This window comes from Edaphobacter sp. FHG110511_03 (assembly GCF_059115365.1).
The window spans coordinates 554,598-571,541 of the sequence record NZ_JBZYWL010000001.1 but is presented as its reverse complement, the minus strand read 5'-3'; the positions used below and the strand labels follow the sequence as shown (position 1 = coordinate 571,541).

The window sequence follows — 16,944 nt, the reverse complement described above, 5'->3', positions numbered from 1 at the left end:
GCCGGTTCTACTTAGGCCTGTGTATAGTCCATACCGTTCAGATCGGCGATCAGGCCCGGCCCGGTTGGCTTCCAGTTCAGCTTCTGTTGCGTGATCGCGCCTGAGGCTGGCATATCATGTCCGGCGAAGCGGCCAAGCCAGCCGAAGTGTGCCTCAGCCTCCTCGGGTTTGAGGCTGACGACCGGCACTTTCAGCCCGCGGCCGTGTGCCTCGACGATTGACTTCATCGTGACGCCCTCCTCGTCCACCGCATGATAGATCGCGCCCCGCTCCCCTTTTTCAAAGGCCAGTTGATAGAGCCGCGCGACGTCGGAGACGTGTGCCGCCGGCCAGCGATTGCTGCCGTCGCCGATGTACCCTGAGACGCCTCTCTCTCGCGCCGCGGCGAGAAGGTAAGGTACCAACCCTTGCTTCCGTGTGTCGTGAACCTGCGGCAGCCGGACCACGGAGGTATTCACGCCGCGCGCCGTTACCTGCTTCACCGCCGCTTCCGAAGCCGAACGCGGGTTCCACGAAGCCATCGGGCTGTCTTCCGTCGATGGCTGGCCATCCACATTGGCCGCGATGGCCGTACCCGAGGTGATCACGAACGGCCGGTCCGAACCCATCAGCACCTCGCCGATCGCCTCGATTGCCTTGTGGTCGTCGTCACAGTTCTTCTGAAACTGGGAAAAGTCATGGTTGAAGGCCAGATGAATGACGCCGTCCGTCCCGGCGGCTCCTCTTCGCAAGCTGTCGAGGTCCTCAATGTTGCCATGCAGTACCTCGGCCCCTGCCTTTCGCAACACTTCAGCGCCAGCGTCCGATCGCGTCAGCCCCAACACATGATGCCCTGCCTGGATCAGGTTCGGAACAAGCACCGAACCAATGAATCCCGGTGCCCCGGTCACAAAGATACGCATGATGATGTCTCCTTAAAATTTCACGATTATGCGGCCTATCTGCGCCGTCGATCAGTAGATGGCCTCGAAAAGACGGACGATCTATACTGAAAGTCCGTATGGTTGGTCCAATCGTCCTGCCGGAAAATCCCGAGGCTCAGAGATCGAAGACGGCGCTTTTGCAACTGGGTCTGGCATCCAGTCAGCCTATGGATCCGCTCTCCGAGGTTCTCGCCCTGCTGAAGCCGCAAAGCCTGGCCTCCGGCGGCTTCCTGGTGCCGGGAGATATGGCGATTTCTTTCCCGAAGCATCAAGGCATCAAGTGCTATGCCGTGCTTGCTGGACAGTGCTGGGTGGTCGTCGAAGGCGTCCCGGACCCAATCCTGCTCGACGTCGGCGACTGTTTCATTTTGCCGCGCGGACTTCCGTTCCGGCTTGCTACCGACCTCTCGCTGGAACCGATTCATTACATGCTCGCGCGAGAGCGGATGAGCAAGACCCATGACGTCGCGGAGATCACCGAGGGCGCGCGATACATTGCCGGAGGCTTCTTCGGCTTTACGGGAAGCCACGCCGAGATGCTCCTGCAATCGCTGCCGCCGATCGTCCATATTCGCCGGGAGTCAGACAAGGCCGCGATGCGCTGGTCGCTCGAGCGGCTGCGCGAGGAACTCCGCAACCCGCAGCCCGGCGGTTCGCTGATTGCGCAGCAGCTCGCCTACATGATGCTCATCCAGGCCCTGCGCCTGCACCTGGCGGATGCCGCCAGCGCTGGCCCCGGCTGGCTTTCCGCGCTTTCTGACAAGCACATGGGCCTCGCCATCACCAGCATGCACCACGACCCGGGACATCCGTGGACATTGCAGTTGCTGGCCGAACGCGTCGGCATGTCGCGCTCGGTCTTCGCCCTGCGCTTCCGCGAGATCGTCGGCACCACGCCCATGGAGTATCTCGCCCGCTGGCGCATGCTTCTGGCCGCTGACCGCCTGAAGAACTCCTCGGAGGGTCTTTCCGCCATCGCGCAGTCACTGGGTTACGACTCCGAGAGCGCCTTCGGTAAGGCCTTCCGTCGCGTTATGGGTTGTTCTCCACGGCGGTACGCCCGGTCTGCCACGCAGTACGCCGTTGCTGCGAAGCACGTCGCTGACGATCATGAGCATGAACTTGTCGGAACCGGGTAGAACGCTCTATGCGATGCGGAGTCTTCCCGACGATGCCGGGTCTCGTCAAACAAACTCAGGCCCTGACCGCATCGATTCCTGCGACGGTCAGGGCCTGAGTTGTATGGATTCCTTCGCAGACTACTTCTGAGTTCCTGTAGCGTGGCGAAGCTTGGAGTTTGCGGCTGTGCTCGCTGTTTTGCCCGGGGTGCTGGCGGCGACCTGCGACTCCATGGTGTCGATGGTGGCGTAGAGCTGGTTGATATCGGTTACCTGAACCCAGTTCTTCTGGCTTACCACCCAGATGGTGGGGGTCTGGGTGATGCCGATGCGCTCGCCGAGGGTGTAGTCGGCGTTGATCTCGGCGGCGAAGCGTCCCGCCGGATCGATCACGAACGGCTCATTCAGCTTGTGCGACTGGAAGAAGCGATGCGTGAAGGTGACCAGATCGTCCTTGGAGGCGATGGAGGTCTGGGCGGCGAAGACCGCGCCGCGAAACTCTTCGGCCACTTCGGGCGAGACCTTGTCCTGCAGGTATCGGGACGTGATGGCGGCATCGCGGCTCCAGATGTGCATCTTGAGCGGGAAGTCATGACGGACGATGGGAATCTTGTACCGCTCGGCCGCGGAGTGCACGATCGGATACGCATGCGCGCAGGCCGGGCACTCCAGATCCTCAAACTTGTAGATGGCGACCTTGACTCCGGCCGGCGGCTTCAGCATCGAGGTGTCTTTGAAGGCGTTGCCCGAGTTGGGAGGCGCGGAGAACTGGGCCGCTGCAGGAAGGCAGAGGGCGGCGAGCATGGTGGCGGCGAGAACGATGCGGTTCATGGAGGTTGGACGCATAAAGCCTTTGTTTGTATTTTAGACGAGCCGGGAGCCCGCACCCGATTTTGCCGTAGATTTTCGCAACCCCCACGGCGGGCGGGTAATCTAATCCTACTGATAACAAAAGATTCCACGTTTTGCGGTTCAAACATTCTTTAGATGAAAGTGAAGCCCCGCCCCTCCATGACAAGGAAGTTTCTGCCGGTTGCGGCCCTATGGCTGAGTTTCGCCGCTGTTTCGCCGGCTCAGCAGCCGAAGCCTGAAGAGCTTCCGTCAGCCCCTGAACCGAATGTAGCGTCGACCGCTCCGGTCACGCAGCTGGGGAGCGGAGTCGTGATGGAGAGGGCAACTCCCGGAGCCCTGCCTTTGAGCATCGACGAGGCGATCGAACGGGGCCTCCAGCACAACATCGGGATCGTGTTGAATCTCCAGAATCAGCGGTCGGTTCACGGCCAGGTTCTGCAGGTAAAGAACAACCTGCTTCCCACCATGACCGCGGAGGCGAAGACTTCGGCGCAGCAGATTAACCTTGCGGCGCTGGGATTTACACCGGGCGAAGTTAGCCTTCCGGGATTTGATACCTCCAACTTCCCAACTATCGTGAAGGTCAACGTTACTTCGGCGCAGCTGAATCTCAGCCAGCAGCTCTTCAACGTCCCGGCCTACTATCTCTATCGCGCGGCGCAGAGGGCCGACGAGGTGGCCTCGTGGACGACGCTGAACCAGCGCGGAGTGGTGGCTTTGAACATCGCCACGCAATATCTGCGCGCCGTCGCCGATGCCTCGGAGATCGAAAATGCCCGGGCGCTGCTGAAGGCCGACGAGGTGGCGCTGAGCCAGGCTACTGCCTCGCATGACGCCGGAGTGGGAACGAACCTCGATGTCCTGCGGGCGCGGGTGCAGCTCCAGACCCAGCAGCAGACGCTGATCAATAACGAGAATCTCTTCGCCAAGGACAAGATTGCCCTGAACCGGCTGATGGGAATGCCTGCCGAACAGGAGCTGACCCTGACCGATACGACTCCCTATGCCGAGTTTGCCGCGCTTCCTTTGGAGCAGGCGATGACCCTCGCCATGGAGCGGCGAAAAGACCTGCGCAGCCTCGAGTCCCAGGCGGAGCTTGCGGACCGGACTTTGAAGGCGGTGAAGTACGAGCGGCTTCCCTCGGTCTCCGTCAACGGGTACTACGGCGTGCTGGGCGAGACCCAAGGCCTCTATCACGGCGTATTTTCCGCCATGGGCAAGTTGTCGTTCCCGATCTTCCAGGAAGGCCAGCTTCGCGGCGAGCGCGAGGTGGCCCAATCGCAGCTCTCTGGGCTGCAGCAGCAGGTCCAGAGTCTGAAGGTCACGATTGAACAGCAGATTCGCTCGGCCATGCTGGATGTAGAGGCCACCAACGAGCAGGTCAAGGTCGCGCAGAGCAACGTCGGCCTGGCCACGCAGACCCTGCAGGATACGACCGACCGGTTCGCCGCTGGCATCGACGACAATCTCCCGGTTGTGCAGGCGCAGGCCACACTCGCAGCAGCGCAATCGAGGCTGGTCGAGACGCTCTACCAGTACAACCAGGCGAAGCTTTTGCTGGCCCGGAATACCGGCGTCGTCGAGACCCAGTACAAGACCTATCTTGGCCGTTGAATAGCTGAATCCAATCGGCTTACGTCGTAGCTGGTTTTGGCATCTCAGTCACGATGGCCTTTCGACTCCGACGACGCCAAACTGCGCCGCCTCCTCCTGCCCCGGCCCAGATGCACCTGGAGCGCCCCAGCGCACAGGACATCTATGAACAGGTGGCCAACAACGCCCGCCAGGAGCTTGGCCGGTCCGGCATCTCTTTGTTCATCTCGGGCGTCGCCGGAGGAATCTTCATGGGCCTCTCCGGCATGGGCAATGCCATCGCCATCGCCCTGCTTACTCCTGCAGGCCAGGCTCCTTCCAATATCACGCTGTTTATCGCGAAGATGTTTTATCCGCTCGGCTTCATCGCGGTCATTCTTGGGCGGTCGCAGCTCTTCACGGAAAATACGCTCTACCCGGTGGCGCTGGTGCTCGCGGAGAAGCGGCACGTCTGGAAGACGCTCAAGCTGTGGGGAATTGTTCTTGCGGCAAATGTTCTCGGCGCTGCGGCCTTTGCCCTGCTGGCGTCCTATACCGGAGCCCTGCGGCACGACGTGGTCGATGCTCTCTCCTGGTTGGGGACGGAGGCGGTCCATCGTCCTGCCGCAACGGTCTTCTGGAGCGGTGTTGTGGGCGGCTGGATCATCGCCACAGTGGCGTGGCTGGTCTCGGGCTCGCACTCGATCACCGGCTCGGTGATGATCATTTGGATGCTGGCCTTCGTGGTGGGGCTAGGCAGTTTTTCCCACTGCATCGCCGCCAGCGGTGAGATCCTTACGGCGGTCTTCCTTGGGCACGCTCCGGCGATGGACTACCCGCGATGGCTCATCCCCGCGGTCGCGGGAAATATCTGCGGTGGTGTCGGCATGGTCACGCTGCTGGAATACGGGCAGGTAGTCTACGGAGGGGATCGGGAGGCCGAGGCTCTCGCACCTGCACCGCAGACTCCCGCGCCAGCTGCTTCCGATAGTGAAGGTACGGAGGTTTAGGGTTATTTAGCCCCGTATTCCGTGGGTTATCCTGGTAACCAGGAAGCATTTTCCGCTGAAATGCAGGTGTTTCCCGCTGAATGAGTTGACCCACGAAGGCCGACACGGTAAACTCATTAAGTTTGGCGCTGTGGCAAGTGTGTCTCAACGTCAGGTACGGCAGGATTTGAACCGGAGAGATTGGGTTCGGCTCCAGTTGACTTGATGCACCACTCCCGCAAAGCCCCGTGCAGCACAATTCATCAAGGAAGCAGTCAGCGCTCCTTCGGAGTGCCCCGCTTAGAGGTTTCAACCATGTACGCAGTCATCCGCACCGGCGGCAAGCAGTATCGGGTCGCTCCCGGCGACACCCTGAAGATCGAGACCACCGCTCACAACGACGGAGCCGTCGAGTTCTCCGACGTTCTCGCCGTCTCCGGCGAGGCAGGCAAGTTCGAGGGAGACCTGAACGGCGCCAAGGTGACCGCATCGGTCGTGGGCGAAGGCCGTGGCGACAAGATTCTGGTCTTCAAGCTGAAGCGCAAGAAGCAGTACAAGAAGATGCAGGGTCACCGCCAGAACTACGTCGAGGTCAAGATCAACGAGATCCTCGTCAACGGCAAGTCGCTGAAGTAGGTAACCGCTGTTCGCAGTTTTGCCGGTTATCCCAAAATTTAGATTTTCAAGCGTCCCGCTTCCCTGAATTCTTCGTGGAGCAGCGCAAAAAGAGGCAATCGAAATGGCACATAAAAAAGGTCTAGGTTCTTCCAAAAACGGTCGCGACTCCAACGCGCAGCGCCTCGGCGTAAAGCGCTTCGGCGGCCAGACGGTCACCGGCGGTTCCATCCTGGTTCGCCAGCGCGGCACCCCGCTGAAGCCCGGCCTGAATGTCGGCCGCGGTAAGGACGATACCCTGTTCGCCAAGATCGACGGCGTGGTGAAGTTCCAGGACCGTGGCCAGCATGGCCGCTTCGTGTCCATCGAGCCGGTCGCAACCGCGTAAATTCAGTCAGCTTTGCAAAAGCCCTGCTTCGGCAGGGCTTTTGCTGTCTACGCGCTGTGCCACGCGTTGTGGGGTTCTACGAGACTGTTACGAAACGCTATGCTCGAACCGGATCATTGCCGGTCCAACTTCCGAGAGGTCGACAGATCGGGAGTTGGCGCCTGGTAAGTTCCCACAACGGCGTTTATCAGGGCTAATGTTCAATGCCGCCCCAAGCCTTTGCTCGATGAGTGCTTCTCGCTGTGTCCTTCCAGAGTCTGTTAAGCACGGCTCAAGCGCTGCTCCCCGGAGAGTCTTTTTTCAAAACGGTCAGTTGACAAAATCGATCCCAAGTCTTTGCTGAAAGCGCATCCAATCCGAAAGTACGCAACACACCAGCTCCGCGATATCGTCAAGGGAATGAGGGCTTCGCCGAGCCGGGCAAGCTGAAAAGGAGAACCATGCCCGCGTATCTTATTTCATTGTGCAGACACGTTACTGACCGGAAGCACCTTGAAGATTACTGGGCCAATGTTGGGCCAGCGTTTAAGGGATTTGACGCCAAGCCGCTTGTAGCCTACAAGCCGTTCGAGGTTCTTGAAGGCGATGGTGGTGTGCTGGGAGTGGTCCTGTTTGAATTTCCTTCGATGGAAGCGGCACGGCACTGGTACACCAGCGCAGCCTACCAGGAAGTGAAGAAACGCCGCGAAGGAGCGGCCAATTTCGATCTTATTCTCGTGGAGGGTGGATTTGTGCCGGCGGCAGAGCGAATGCCGGAATCGAAATCCTGACTTGACACAGAAGGACTCAGGCCGCGCGCAACGACTCAGGATTGCTTCCCCTAGAGTCGAACTACTCTTCCTACACAAGATGCAGCTTCAAAAGAAAAGCCCGCTCTTAAGAGCGGGCTTTCATACACCGCAGCGACTAGGGCTTCAGCGCAGTCTCGATCGCCGAGATCACCTGTGGGGAATCCGGCGTCACGGCTGGCTCAAAGCGAGCGATTGGCTGTCCGTTGCGTGCGATGAGGAACTTGGTGAAGTTCCACTTAATCTCGCCGCTAACGTTGGGCGCCGCAGTGAGGTACTGGTAGAGCGGAGTCTTATCTTCGCCCTTTACCGAGACCTTTGCCATCATCGGAAACTTCACGTGGAACTTGGCGCTGCAGAACTCTTTGATCGTTGCATTGGTGCCGGACTCCTGGTTGCCGAAGTTGTTCGCCGGCACGCCCACAATCACCAGGCCCTTGTCCTTGTACTTCTCGTAGACGGCCTCGAGCGCGGTGTACTGCGGAGTAAATCCGCAGGCGCTGGCGACATTGACCACCAGTAGTACCTTGCCCTTGTAGGCGCCGAGCGTGGTCGGGTCACCGTCGATGGTGCTCAGTTTGAACTTGTAGACGGGCGCACCGGCATCGGCCACGGCCACGCCGCCCAGTACCAGCAAAATCAGCATCAGGAAGATCTTTCGCACAGGTATCTCCAGAAAATCGTTATGTCGCCAGTGTACCTGTGCGGCTGATTTAGGCGACAGAGCCGGTGCCGATCGGTTGTTCCGCCCAGGAGCGATAGCCTTGCTCATTGAGTGTCAGCGATCAAGTCCCTTTGTTGAGACTTCGGACCCAGGTGGTGCGTGGAAGGGTTCTACGGAGATGCGCTCGTACCGCACTTCCAGCACCGTCAGGGTTTCAGTGCCGCCCGGCGCATGAACAACCACTTCGTCGTCCTCTGCCGCTCTCATAAAGGCGCGCCCCAAGGGGGAGGCCCAACTGATGTGGTTGCGGTCGAGATTGACTTCATCTGTGCCGACGATGCTCACCACTCGCTCTGCCCCCGCGGCATTCGCATAACGCACGGTGGCTCCAAAGAACGCCCTTGTCGCCCGCTGCCCCGTTCTCGGAGCTTCCGGATCTATCACCTCCGCGGCTTCGATTCGTTTTGTCAGGAAACGAACCCGTCCATCGATCTGCCGCAGTCTTCGCTTGCTGTACTGGTAGTCGGCGTTTTCACTGCGATCGCCATTGCCCGCAGCCCACGCCACTACCTCCACCACGGCCGGGCGATCCTTGGTGAGCAAAAAATGGCGCTCATCTTTCAGACGTTCGATCCCGCCTGGAGTGATGTAGTTTTTATCGTGGTTCGCCGCGGGCTCCTCTACTTTCGGTCTTCTCGTAAACCCTTTTCGCATCCTGCGGCCCTCTCTCAACGCGATTTGAACTATCGGCTTTTATCGATACTAGTCCGGGCATGACTTCCACTTAGTGCCGGGAAGTTGGCTTATCGTCAGTTGGAAGATTAAGAGTCGCCGAGCGGACGAGATTCTTAACAGCCTCCCACATCCACGCATTTCCCTGCCATTTACTGCGAATCTCCAGGCAGCACGACCGGCCTTCCCTTCTCGTTCCATCCGATTCGAGCCATCGGCGTGTGATGGTCGTGGGTGAAGAGGACAAGCCAGTTCTCCGGAATGGCCCTTTTGTAGAAACGCTTCCTCTGCACGATCGACTCCAGCGGATCGAGGTCATAGCCCATGACCCAGGTGGGATCGAGATGCGCGGTTGTAGGAATCAGATCGGAGATGTAGCAGGCGCGCTGGTCTTCCGACTCGATGTGCACGGCCATCAGCTGGCGCGTGTGGCCGGGGAAGAGCTCGACCCAGATGCCGGGGATAATCTCCGGATCTTCCTGAATTCCCTTGGTGGTGAGCAGGGTCATCTGTCCCTCCTCGATCAGTGGATCGTAGTTGGGAGAGAGATAGCTAACGCGGTCGCGGTCAAGCTGCAGATGGCCGTGCTCGACTTCGCCGAGATGGGCAAAGTAGCGGGCGTTCGGGAAGGTGGGCGTAACCGAGCCGTCGGGATGAAGCGTGGTGTTCCAGCCGCAGTGATCGAAGTGCAGGTGCGAGTTGATGACGATATCGACCTCTTCCGGGCGCACGCCTGCAGCGGCAAGAGACTGAGGCAGGAGCTCCTGGTTCTGGTGGATCTCGCGCATCTTTTCGTTTTGCTTGTTGCCGATCCCGGTCTCAATCACGACCGTATGGGCGCCAGTGCGAACGACGACTGTGTTCAGGCCCAGCAGGATGCGGTTCTGCTCGTCCGCAGGGGAGCGCTTCTGCCACAGGGGCTTCGGTACCACGCCAAACATAGCTCCTCCGTCGAGGAGATACGTGCCGTCGGTACAGACGGTAAGGTCGAATTTTCCGACCTGAGCGCGTGCGCGCACCAAGTCGAAGGTGCCATGAAGGAGTTGCGCTTCATCTGTCATCCCGACCATGGTACCGGTCGGAATGGACAGATGTTAAGGGCTACGGCCTTCAGACCAGCGGAGCGTGCACGGCGGAAGCCATCATCTCTGTTGTAAGAGGCACCGTTTCGATGGTCGCCTCGACTGCAGGCGCGATGTCCCGCTTGTTCTGGAAGCACTGACGGCACAAAACCGGCCTGCCCTGTGTGGGCTTAAAGGGAACGGTGGTCTCGATGCCACAGTCCGAACAGACCGTGCGGGTCTCGGTACGCGAGATTCCGGCGGCTGCGGGACCAGATCCAGGACGAGCCGAGGCTCCTGCACGCCGTGATTTGCAAGGCTTGCATCGCTTGGGGTCGTTCTTGAACTGTTTGTCGAAGAAGAAGAGTTGTTCGCCTGCCGTGAAGATGAACTCTCCACCGCAATCTGCGCACGTTAATAACCGATCTACGAATTCCATAGCCGCGTCTCCCGATCTGCGGGACAGGCTGAAGACTCAATGGAATTCTCTGCGGGCGTCCGTGAGTAATCGTCCTGCCTTAGTGATGGTACGTAGGCCTGGGGGGCCCGCCATAGGCGGAAGCATTGCAGTAAAACAGCAGCTGAAGCACGAATGCCGGCTGCTTTTGCCAGGTCGAAAGCGGGAGTCAATCGCTGGCGTCTTTTACAGATGGCCCCTTCTCTTTGGAAAGGGCCATCCTTAGTGGAGCATTTATTTTTAGTCCTGCTCCTTGCGGACCTTCTTACGATTTCGTTTGCGAGCGAGCGCTTCTTTGACACGCTTCTTTTCGCCGGGCTTCAGATAGAAGGAATGACGCTTGACTTCTTTAATAATGTCTTCTGTCTGCACCTTGCGCTTAAACCGACGCAGGGCATTTTCAAGCGGTTCGCCTTCTTGAACTCGAACCTCTGCCAAGAAAAACACCTCCAAACATTCCCAGAGAGGGACAGGCAATAGGATACGCTATTTTCAGGTGTTTTTGCAACGAAATGAAGAAAATCTTCCCGATTCGGAAGCTCACTTGCTAGGCGAAAGCACGCCAAATCTTCTCAGAAGTAGAGATGGACGTGAACGGCAGGTCCTTCGACTTTCGCGCTTCGGGCTTCGCTCAGGATGACATCGTTGGGCAGGATGGCAATGATGAAGTGGAGAGGATGAGACATCGTCCCCTCACCCCTCTTTGTCCCCGTACCTCTTCTTACTCAAAAAACCCCGTTCAACGGGCTTCTTTTCCTTCAGCTTACTCGTTTGCCCTCACCCAGACGCCTAGAATCTCTAAGGCGGAGGGAGATCGAAGATGATCAGGAGCTACCAGGGCAAGACACCGGTTGTGCCGGAGAGCTGTTATGTGGACCCATCGGCGCAGGTGATCGGAGACGTGGAACTGGGGGAACACGCCAGCGTGTGGATGAACGCCGTAGTGCGGGGCGACGTGAATTCGATCCGCATCGGGGCGAAGAGCAATGTGCAGGACTGCGCGGTGCTGCATGGAATGCGGTACCTGTACCCGGTGACGGTGGGAGAGATGGTCACGATCGGGCATAACGCGACGGTGCATGGCTGCACGCTTGAGGACAACGTACTGGTGGGGATCGGCGCGGTGATCCTGAATCATGCTCACGTGGGAGAGGGATCGATTATCGCGGCGGGTGCCGTGATCCCGGAGCATGCAGTGATTCCGCCGCGATCGCTGGTTGTGGGGATTCCGGGAAAGGTGAAGCGGACGCTGGGGGAAGAGGATCAGAAGATGATCCTGAAGTATGCCCAGAACTACCTTGACTACACGGCGATCTACCTGGCGGAGATGAAGAAGTAGGCATTCGTGGTTGCGGAAGGAAGAGGACGGGCAGACGTAAGATAGACGAATCCGTTAAGAAGCTTCGGATGGAGGGCGACTGCGATGGTGCATGCTGAGGTCTCAAAGGGACGTGGGCTGGGGTTGAGCGAGCTGGCTCCGCGGGTGGTGCAGTCGGAGATTCGTGCCATGACCGTGGAGAGCGATCGCGTGGGCGCGGTGAATCTGGCGCAGGGGGTATGCGACACCGAGGTTCCCCAGGTCGTGGCCGAGAGCGCGATTGCGGCGATCCACGATGGGCATAACATCTACACGCGACTCGATGGCATCCCGAGGCTGCGGCGGGCGATTGCCGAGAAGACTGAACGCATGCAGAATCTGGTGGTCGATCCGGAGCGCGAGGTCCTGGTGACCAGCGGGGCCACGGGCGCGTTTCATGCGGTGGCGATGGCGCTGTTCGATCCGGGCGACGAGGTTTTGCTGTTCGAACCGTTCTACGGATACCACGTGGGAACGCTGCGTTCGCTGCGCGTCGTCCCTGTAGCGGTAGAGCTCGATGGATCTGCATGGAGCGTGGACCTGGAGAGGGTACGGGCGGCAATCACGCCGAAGACGCGCGCCGTGGTGGTGAACACGCCTTCCAATCCGGCGGGCAAGGTGTTCACACGCCAGGAGCTGGAAGGGCTGGCGGAGATTGCCCGCGAGCATGACCTGTTCGTGCTGACGGATGAGATCTACGAGCACTTCCTGTACGGGGATGCGAAGCACGTCTCTCCCGCCGCGATCGATGGGATGCGCGAGAGAACGATTGTGATGTCGGGGTATTCGAAGACCTTCTCGGTGACGGGATGGAGGATCGGATATGTGATTGCGGACTCGAAGTGGATTGGGGCGATCGGATACTTTCACGACCTGTTGTACGTCTGCGCGCCCTCGCCGTTCCAGCATGGAGTGGCGGCAGGAATCGAGAGGCTGGGAAAGACGTTCTATGCGGGGCTGGCGCTGGAGCATGAAGCCAAGCGCGAGATGCTGGTGAGCGCTCTGCGCGATGCAGGGATGACCCCGCATGTGCCGGATGGAGCGTACTACATCCTGGCTTCGACGGCAGGGCTGGAAGATGTTTTGGCCGGGGACACGGCGGCAAAGAGAGCGCGTTCTCTGCTGGCAAAGACGGGCGTGGCCGCGGTGGCGGGCTCAGCGTTCTTTCGGGCAGGCAAGGGTGAAGATCTGTTGCGATTCTGCTTTGCGAAGAAGGATGAAGATCTGGCGGAGGCCTGCAAGAGGCTGCGGGGTCTGCGGTAGGAATCTCTCGCCCTGCGCCGCTCGCTTGAAATAACCGCGGATGGACGGTGGTGAGTTAGATTGGTAGCGCCACTTCAGGCTGTTGCGCCAGGGCATCGCGATAGCCTTCATAGACGCGATCGAAGACCGCATCCCAACTGCAAGTCAGCGCGTAGGCTCGTGCCGCGAGTCTCATCTGCGTGAGGCGAGACCGGTCCTCGGCGAGCGCGGCGATTGCCGGGACAAAGCCGGTATCGGGAACGACGAAGCCCGTCTGCTGATCGCGAACGATGTACTTGGGACCACCGCCGGGGGTGACGATGGCGGGGACACCGCTGGAGAGCGCTTCAAGGACGACATTGCCGAAGGTGTCGGTGTGCGACGGGAAGATGAAGAGGTCCATGTTGGCGTAGGCGCGCGAAAGATCCACTCCGCGAAGGACTCCGGGAAAGTCGGCCTGTTTGAGCGAGGCGCGCAGGTGGGCCTCTTCGTTGCCGTGGCCGATGATGAGGAAGCGAAAGTTCGAGATGCCGAGGTCGAGCAGGCCACGCTCCAGCGAGGCAAGCAGCGCGACGTTCTTTTCGATGGAGAGACGTCCTACGTAGCCGAGCACAAGGGTGGAGTCGTCGATGGGACGGGTGCGGTGGTCCGGGGAAAACAGCCCCGTCTCGACACCGCGCTGCATAAGATGGCAGGGGCGATGGGTCGATTGCTCGAGCATGCGGCACAGCTCTTCATTGGGGGCGAAGAGGACGCGGGCGAGTGAATAGAAGCGAGTGGTGGCCCAAAGGGAACCGTTCTCGACGTTCCTCTCGAGGCTGGCGCCCGTACTCTGCGAGAAGCGGCGGGAGAGCCAATCGAGACGACGGGCAGCGTATTCGTGCACGTTGGTGTGCCAGGAAGCGGCGAGCGGAATCCCCTGCTCCCAGGCGAAGTAAGCTCCGAAGATGCCGAGTTCGCTGGGGCCGGTGATGTGGATGAGGTCGGGCTGAAAGCGAAGAAGCTCGCGGCGGATGCTGTGGGTATAGCGGAAGAACAAGGGATCGAACTGGAGATCCTTTTCGATGCGAAAGGCGGCGCGGGAGCGCTGGAGCTCCAGGGTACGGAGTTCAGCTGCCTGCTCGAAGGCCTGCGAGCGAGTGCCGGCGCGGATGCAGAGAAAGGGAAGGGCGTGGCGCTCCGCGTAGGCGACGTAGTTGCGGCTAGTATGTGCGACGCCGTTGACCTCGTGAAAGGAGTCGGGAAGGTAGGCGACCCGGGGCACACGCATGGCACTACTTTACTCGAGGGCGGTTGACGGTAGCTTGTTCTCTTTTGAAGAAACGACAAGATTTTCATGCAGGGCTTCCCGAATCGTGTGGCAAACTCCAAAATTGCAATACGCCCCGGTCCGGTCTCTAATGTTTGCCAGATCACTGTTGATTTTCGGAAGCCAACGAGGAGTGCATGGAAACACTTTCGCAGAATCTCCGCTTCGCTTTTCGCCAGCTTCGAAAGACCCCTGGCTTCACCGTGACCGTCATTCTTACCCTGGCGGTTGGCATCGGCGCGACTACGGCCATCTTTTCACTGATTGAAGGCATTCTTCTCCGGCCGCTTCCCTACAGCGAACCGGAGCGACTGGTGCTGCCGGGCGATCTTCTGAGCGCGGGCATGAATACGGGAGTGACGGCTCGCGAGATCTCCACGTATACGAGTGCCACGAGCGCCTTCTCTTCGCTTGGCGGCTTCATTCCGGCGCACTATGAGCTCTCCGGCGGCGAGCGCTCCGAGGAGATCAGCGCGGCCCGGCTTACGTCCGGCGTCTTCCCTACCTTGGGGGTTCAGCCTCTTCTTGGCCGCGTGTTTACCCGGGAAGAGGAGGATGCGGGAAGTCCGCTCGCCGTTCTCAGCTATGGCGCATGGGTGAACCGCTACCACAGCGATCCTGGAATCGTCGGGCGCTTCATGGACCTCGACCGCAGATCGTACACCATCGTTGGAGTCATGCCGCGCAGCTTCGAGTTCCCGGTGCAGGGCGGGCCTGCCCAGACTGAACTGTGGGTTCCGATGAGCGTTACGCCAGACGAGCTCTCCGAGCAGAGGGCGGGCTTCTGGGGATATCACATGGTGGCGCGGCTCAAGGACGGCGTCACTGTTCAGCAGGCGGCGCAGGATGCAGACCGCGTGGCCCAGCAGGTGATGCGAACCTTTCCCTCGTCGCTGTCCGCAATTCACATTCGCGGCGATGCGACTCCGCTGCGGGAGGACACGGTCGCCAAGGTGCGGCCTCTGCTGCGTACCCTGTTTGCCGCGGTCTCGATCGTCTTGCTCATCGCGTGCGTGAACGTGGCCGGTTTGATGCTGGTGCGAGCCATTCGCCGGCGTCGCGAATACGCGATTCGCCTGGCGATCGGGGCACGTCGCGGAGCGATTCTGCGTCAATCTTTTCTGGAAGGACTTCTGCTCAGCGTGGCGGGCGGACTGCTCGGACTGGCGGTTGCCGCAACCGCGATCCGTACGGCGCTCCATCTGCTGCCTGCATCGATTCCGAGGCTCGACTCAATCTCGATCGACGCAAGGGTGGCGGCGTTCGCGCTCCTGCTTGCGCTGGTGACGGGAGTTCTCTGCAGCCTGGTACCGGCCTTCACGGCCGTGCGGATCGACCTGATCGAGAACCTGAAGGAAAGCCCGCAAGGCGGCTCCAGCCATAACCGTCTGCGCTCTGTGCTGGTGATCTCGGAGATCGGAATCGCTCTGGTGTTGCTCACCGCTTCGGGAGCCTTCCTGCGAAGCTTTCAGAAGATGCGAGCCGTCGACCCCGGCTTTCAGCCGGACCATATTCTTGTTGCGGGTTATCAACTGCCTCTGCGACGGTATCCGGACCAGGTCTCTACCGGCGTCTTCAACCAGGCTGTGGTCGAGGGCCTCGCCAACAAACCGGGAGTCGTGGCGGTAGGCCTTACCAATATCCTGCCTTCGAGCGGCTTCGCCGGAATGGCGGCCTACACCATCGAGGGTGAGCCTCTGAAGAAGTGGAAGCAGACCTTCGGTGTCTTCGGAACCGTTTATGGAGACTTCTTTCGAGTGATGGGAATTTCGCTGCTGGACGGCCGCTACTTTACCCCGAACGATGGTCCTGACTCTCCCCCCGTGGTGATTGTGAACCAATCGATGGCGCGACACGCGTGGCCGGGCCAGAGGGCGATCGGTAAGCGAATGCACGTGGGAAATCCGCAGAACCACCTGCCCTGGGCGACGGTGGTTGGAGTGGTCTCCGATACCAAGCTCGGTTCTCGCGACGAGCCGAATCGCAATCAATGGTATTCGCCTGTGCAACAGCCCGCTACTCTCTACGGCACAAGCTTCACCGGCCACCTCAGCGATCCCGCCGGAGGATACATCACGCTCCGCTCCGCCCTGCCGCCGGAACAGATGATTGCGACGTTGCGGGCGACCGTCTCCGGAATCGACCCGCTCATCGCCCTGCAGCATGTGCAATCCATGAACGATGTGATGTCGAAGGTAGAGGCTCCGCGCCGGTTCAATACCAGCCTCATCGGTGCCTTCGCCTTGGGAGCGCTTCTGCTGGCCATCACGGGAATCTATGGGATCATGGCCTTCTCCGTCTCGCAACGCACGCAGGAGATTGCGATCCGCGTGGCAGTCGGAGCGCAGCGAAGCGCCATCGCGCGGCTCGTCCTTCTATCAGGCGTGAAGCTGGCCGTGGTGGGATGCGTCCTCGGTGTCCTTGGCTCTCTTGCAGTAGCGCAACTGGTCCGCTCGTTCCTCTTCGACGTCAGCGCGACCGATCCCCTGATCTATATCGTGAGCGTTTCGTTCATGATGCTGATGGGGCTTGCGGCTTCGGCGTTCCCCGCGGCTCGCGCCGCCTCCGAGGATCCGGTCAAGGCCCTGCGCTCCAACTAGAAAAGATGTGTGACATTGCTGAACGGCGTGCTCAGAAAACCAGAAGAGGTTTCCGCCGTACCGTGTTGTTCTGAATCGCGATGCCGTCGATGCGATAAATCAAGATCGGCAATTACTTACCTGCAAAATTCAATTTTTATCTATTGATCCGCCAAATTGATTGGCGGCAATTTCCCTTGAAAAAATCGCATTTTGCTTACTTGCGAGTAGGTCATTTGCCTCTATCGGCTGCTTGCCATGGCGTGTCTATAATCGCCCATCACCGTTACAAATAAAA

The 16,944-nt window shown here is 59.7% G+C and carries 17 protein-coding genes; 9 read left to right on the top strand and 8 right to left on the bottom strand.

Features of this window, described 5'->3' with window-relative positions; translation table 11 throughout:
* Positions 1-11: 11 nt before the first annotated feature.
* The gene (locus AC5S26_RS02215) at positions 12-902 is read right to left on the bottom strand and encodes an SDR family oxidoreductase (protein WP_494183216.1); all 891 of its coding nucleotides are present in this window, start codon (positions 900-902) and stop codon (positions 12-14) included.
* 98 nt (positions 903-1,000) lie between these two features.
* Between AC5S26_RS02215 and AC5S26_RS02210 the strand changes: the two genes are divergently transcribed.
* On the top strand, positions 1,001-2,062 hold the full coding sequence (locus tag AC5S26_RS02210; RefSeq protein WP_494183215.1) for an AraC family transcriptional regulator: 1,062 nt from the start codon (positions 1,001-1,003) through the stop codon (positions 2,060-2,062).
* A 120-nt stretch (positions 2,063-2,182) separates the two neighbouring features.
* Here the strand turns inward: AC5S26_RS02210 and AC5S26_RS02205 are convergent, their stop codons facing one another.
* Positions 2,183-2,872 (bottom strand): DsbA family protein, encoded by a 690-nt coding sequence (locus AC5S26_RS02205; protein WP_494183214.1) that lies wholly within the window; start codon positions 2,870-2,872, stop codon positions 2,183-2,185.
* Between the two features lie 180 nt (positions 2,873-3,052).
* On the opposite strand from AC5S26_RS02205, the gene AC5S26_RS02200 reads away from it, so the two are divergent.
* The 5 genes from AC5S26_RS02200 (at position 3,053) to AC5S26_RS02180 (ending at position 7,227) form a co-directional block, all read left to right on the top strand.
* Positions 3,053-4,507, top strand: coding sequence for a TolC family protein (locus AC5S26_RS02200; RefSeq protein WP_494183213.1), 1,455 nt, complete (start codon positions 3,053-3,055; stop codon positions 4,505-4,507).
* Between the two features lie 53 nt (positions 4,508-4,560).
* Positions 4,561-5,475, top strand: a complete 915-nt coding sequence (locus tag AC5S26_RS02195; protein WP_494183212.1) for a formate/nitrite transporter family protein — start codon at positions 4,561-4,563, stop codon at positions 5,473-5,475.
* A gap of 294 nt (positions 5,476-5,769) precedes the next feature.
* Positions 5,770-6,090 carry a 50S ribosomal protein L21 gene (gene rplU, locus AC5S26_RS02190; protein WP_494183211.1) on the top strand — a complete coding sequence of 107 codons (321 nt, stop codon included), beginning with the start codon at positions 5,770-5,772 and terminating at the stop codon, positions 6,088-6,090.
* Positions 6,091-6,193: 103 nt separating this feature from the next.
* A complete protein-coding gene (gene rpmA / locus AC5S26_RS02185) occupies positions 6,194-6,457 on the top strand; it encodes a 50S ribosomal protein L27 (RefSeq protein ID WP_494183210.1) in 264 nt (87 codons plus the stop codon).
* A 440-nt stretch (positions 6,458-6,897) separates the two neighbouring features.
* Positions 6,898-7,227 carry a DUF1330 domain-containing protein gene (locus AC5S26_RS02180; RefSeq protein ID WP_494183209.1) on the top strand — a complete coding sequence of 110 codons (330 nt, stop codon included), beginning with the start codon at positions 6,898-6,900 and terminating at the stop codon, positions 7,225-7,227.
* Positions 7,228-7,363: 136 nt separating this feature from the next.
* Here AC5S26_RS02180 and AC5S26_RS02175 read toward each other — a convergent pair whose 3' ends face one another.
* From AC5S26_RS02175 to rpsU, 5 genes are all read right to left on the bottom strand, one after another.
* A complete protein-coding gene (locus tag AC5S26_RS02175; protein WP_494183208.1) occupies positions 7,364-7,909 on the bottom strand; it encodes a glutathione peroxidase in 546 nt (181 codons plus the stop codon).
* A gap of 114 nt (positions 7,910-8,023) precedes the next feature.
* The gene (greB, locus tag AC5S26_RS02170) at positions 8,024-8,623 is read right to left on the bottom strand and encodes a transcription elongation factor GreB (protein WP_494183207.1); all 600 of its coding nucleotides are present in this window, start codon (positions 8,621-8,623) and stop codon (positions 8,024-8,026) included.
* Between the two features lie 170 nt (positions 8,624-8,793).
* The gene (locus AC5S26_RS02165) at positions 8,794-9,702 is read right to left on the bottom strand and encodes an MBL fold metallo-hydrolase (protein ID WP_494183206.1); all 909 of its coding nucleotides are present in this window, start codon (positions 9,700-9,702) and stop codon (positions 8,794-8,796) included.
* A gap of 49 nt (positions 9,703-9,751) precedes the next feature.
* Positions 9,752-10,141, bottom strand: coding sequence for a zinc-ribbon domain containing protein (locus tag AC5S26_RS02160; RefSeq protein ID WP_494183205.1), 390 nt, complete (start codon positions 10,139-10,141; stop codon positions 9,752-9,754).
* Positions 10,142-10,399: 258 nt separating this feature from the next.
* Complete coding sequence (gene rpsU, locus AC5S26_RS02155) at positions 10,400-10,597, bottom strand: 30S ribosomal protein S21 (protein ID WP_014267628.1); 198 nt, start codon at positions 10,595-10,597, stop codon at positions 10,400-10,402.
* A gap of 382 nt (positions 10,598-10,979) precedes the next feature.
* Here rpsU and AC5S26_RS02150 point away from each other — a divergent pair, with 382 nt between their 5' ends.
* On the top strand, positions 10,980-11,498 hold the full coding sequence (locus AC5S26_RS02150) for a gamma carbonic anhydrase family protein (protein WP_494183204.1): 519 nt from the start codon (positions 10,980-10,982) through the stop codon (positions 11,496-11,498).
* Positions 11,499-11,582: 84 nt separating this feature from the next.
* Complete coding sequence (locus AC5S26_RS02145) at positions 11,583-12,779, top strand: pyridoxal phosphate-dependent aminotransferase (RefSeq protein ID WP_494183203.1); 1,197 nt, start codon at positions 11,583-11,585, stop codon at positions 12,777-12,779.
* Positions 12,780-12,834: 55 nt separating this feature from the next.
* Here AC5S26_RS02145 and AC5S26_RS02140 read toward each other — a convergent pair whose 3' ends face one another.
* Complete coding sequence (locus tag AC5S26_RS02140; RefSeq protein WP_494183202.1) at positions 12,835-14,028, bottom strand: glycosyltransferase; 1,194 nt, start codon at positions 14,026-14,028, stop codon at positions 12,835-12,837.
* A gap of 176 nt (positions 14,029-14,204) precedes the next feature.
* Between AC5S26_RS02140 and AC5S26_RS02135 the strand changes: the two genes are divergently transcribed.
* The gene (locus AC5S26_RS02135) at positions 14,205-16,667 is read left to right on the top strand and encodes an ABC transporter permease (protein WP_494183201.1); all 2,463 of its coding nucleotides are present in this window, start codon (positions 14,205-14,207) and stop codon (positions 16,665-16,667) included.
* The last annotated feature ends 277 nt before the right edge of the window (positions 16,668-16,944 follow it).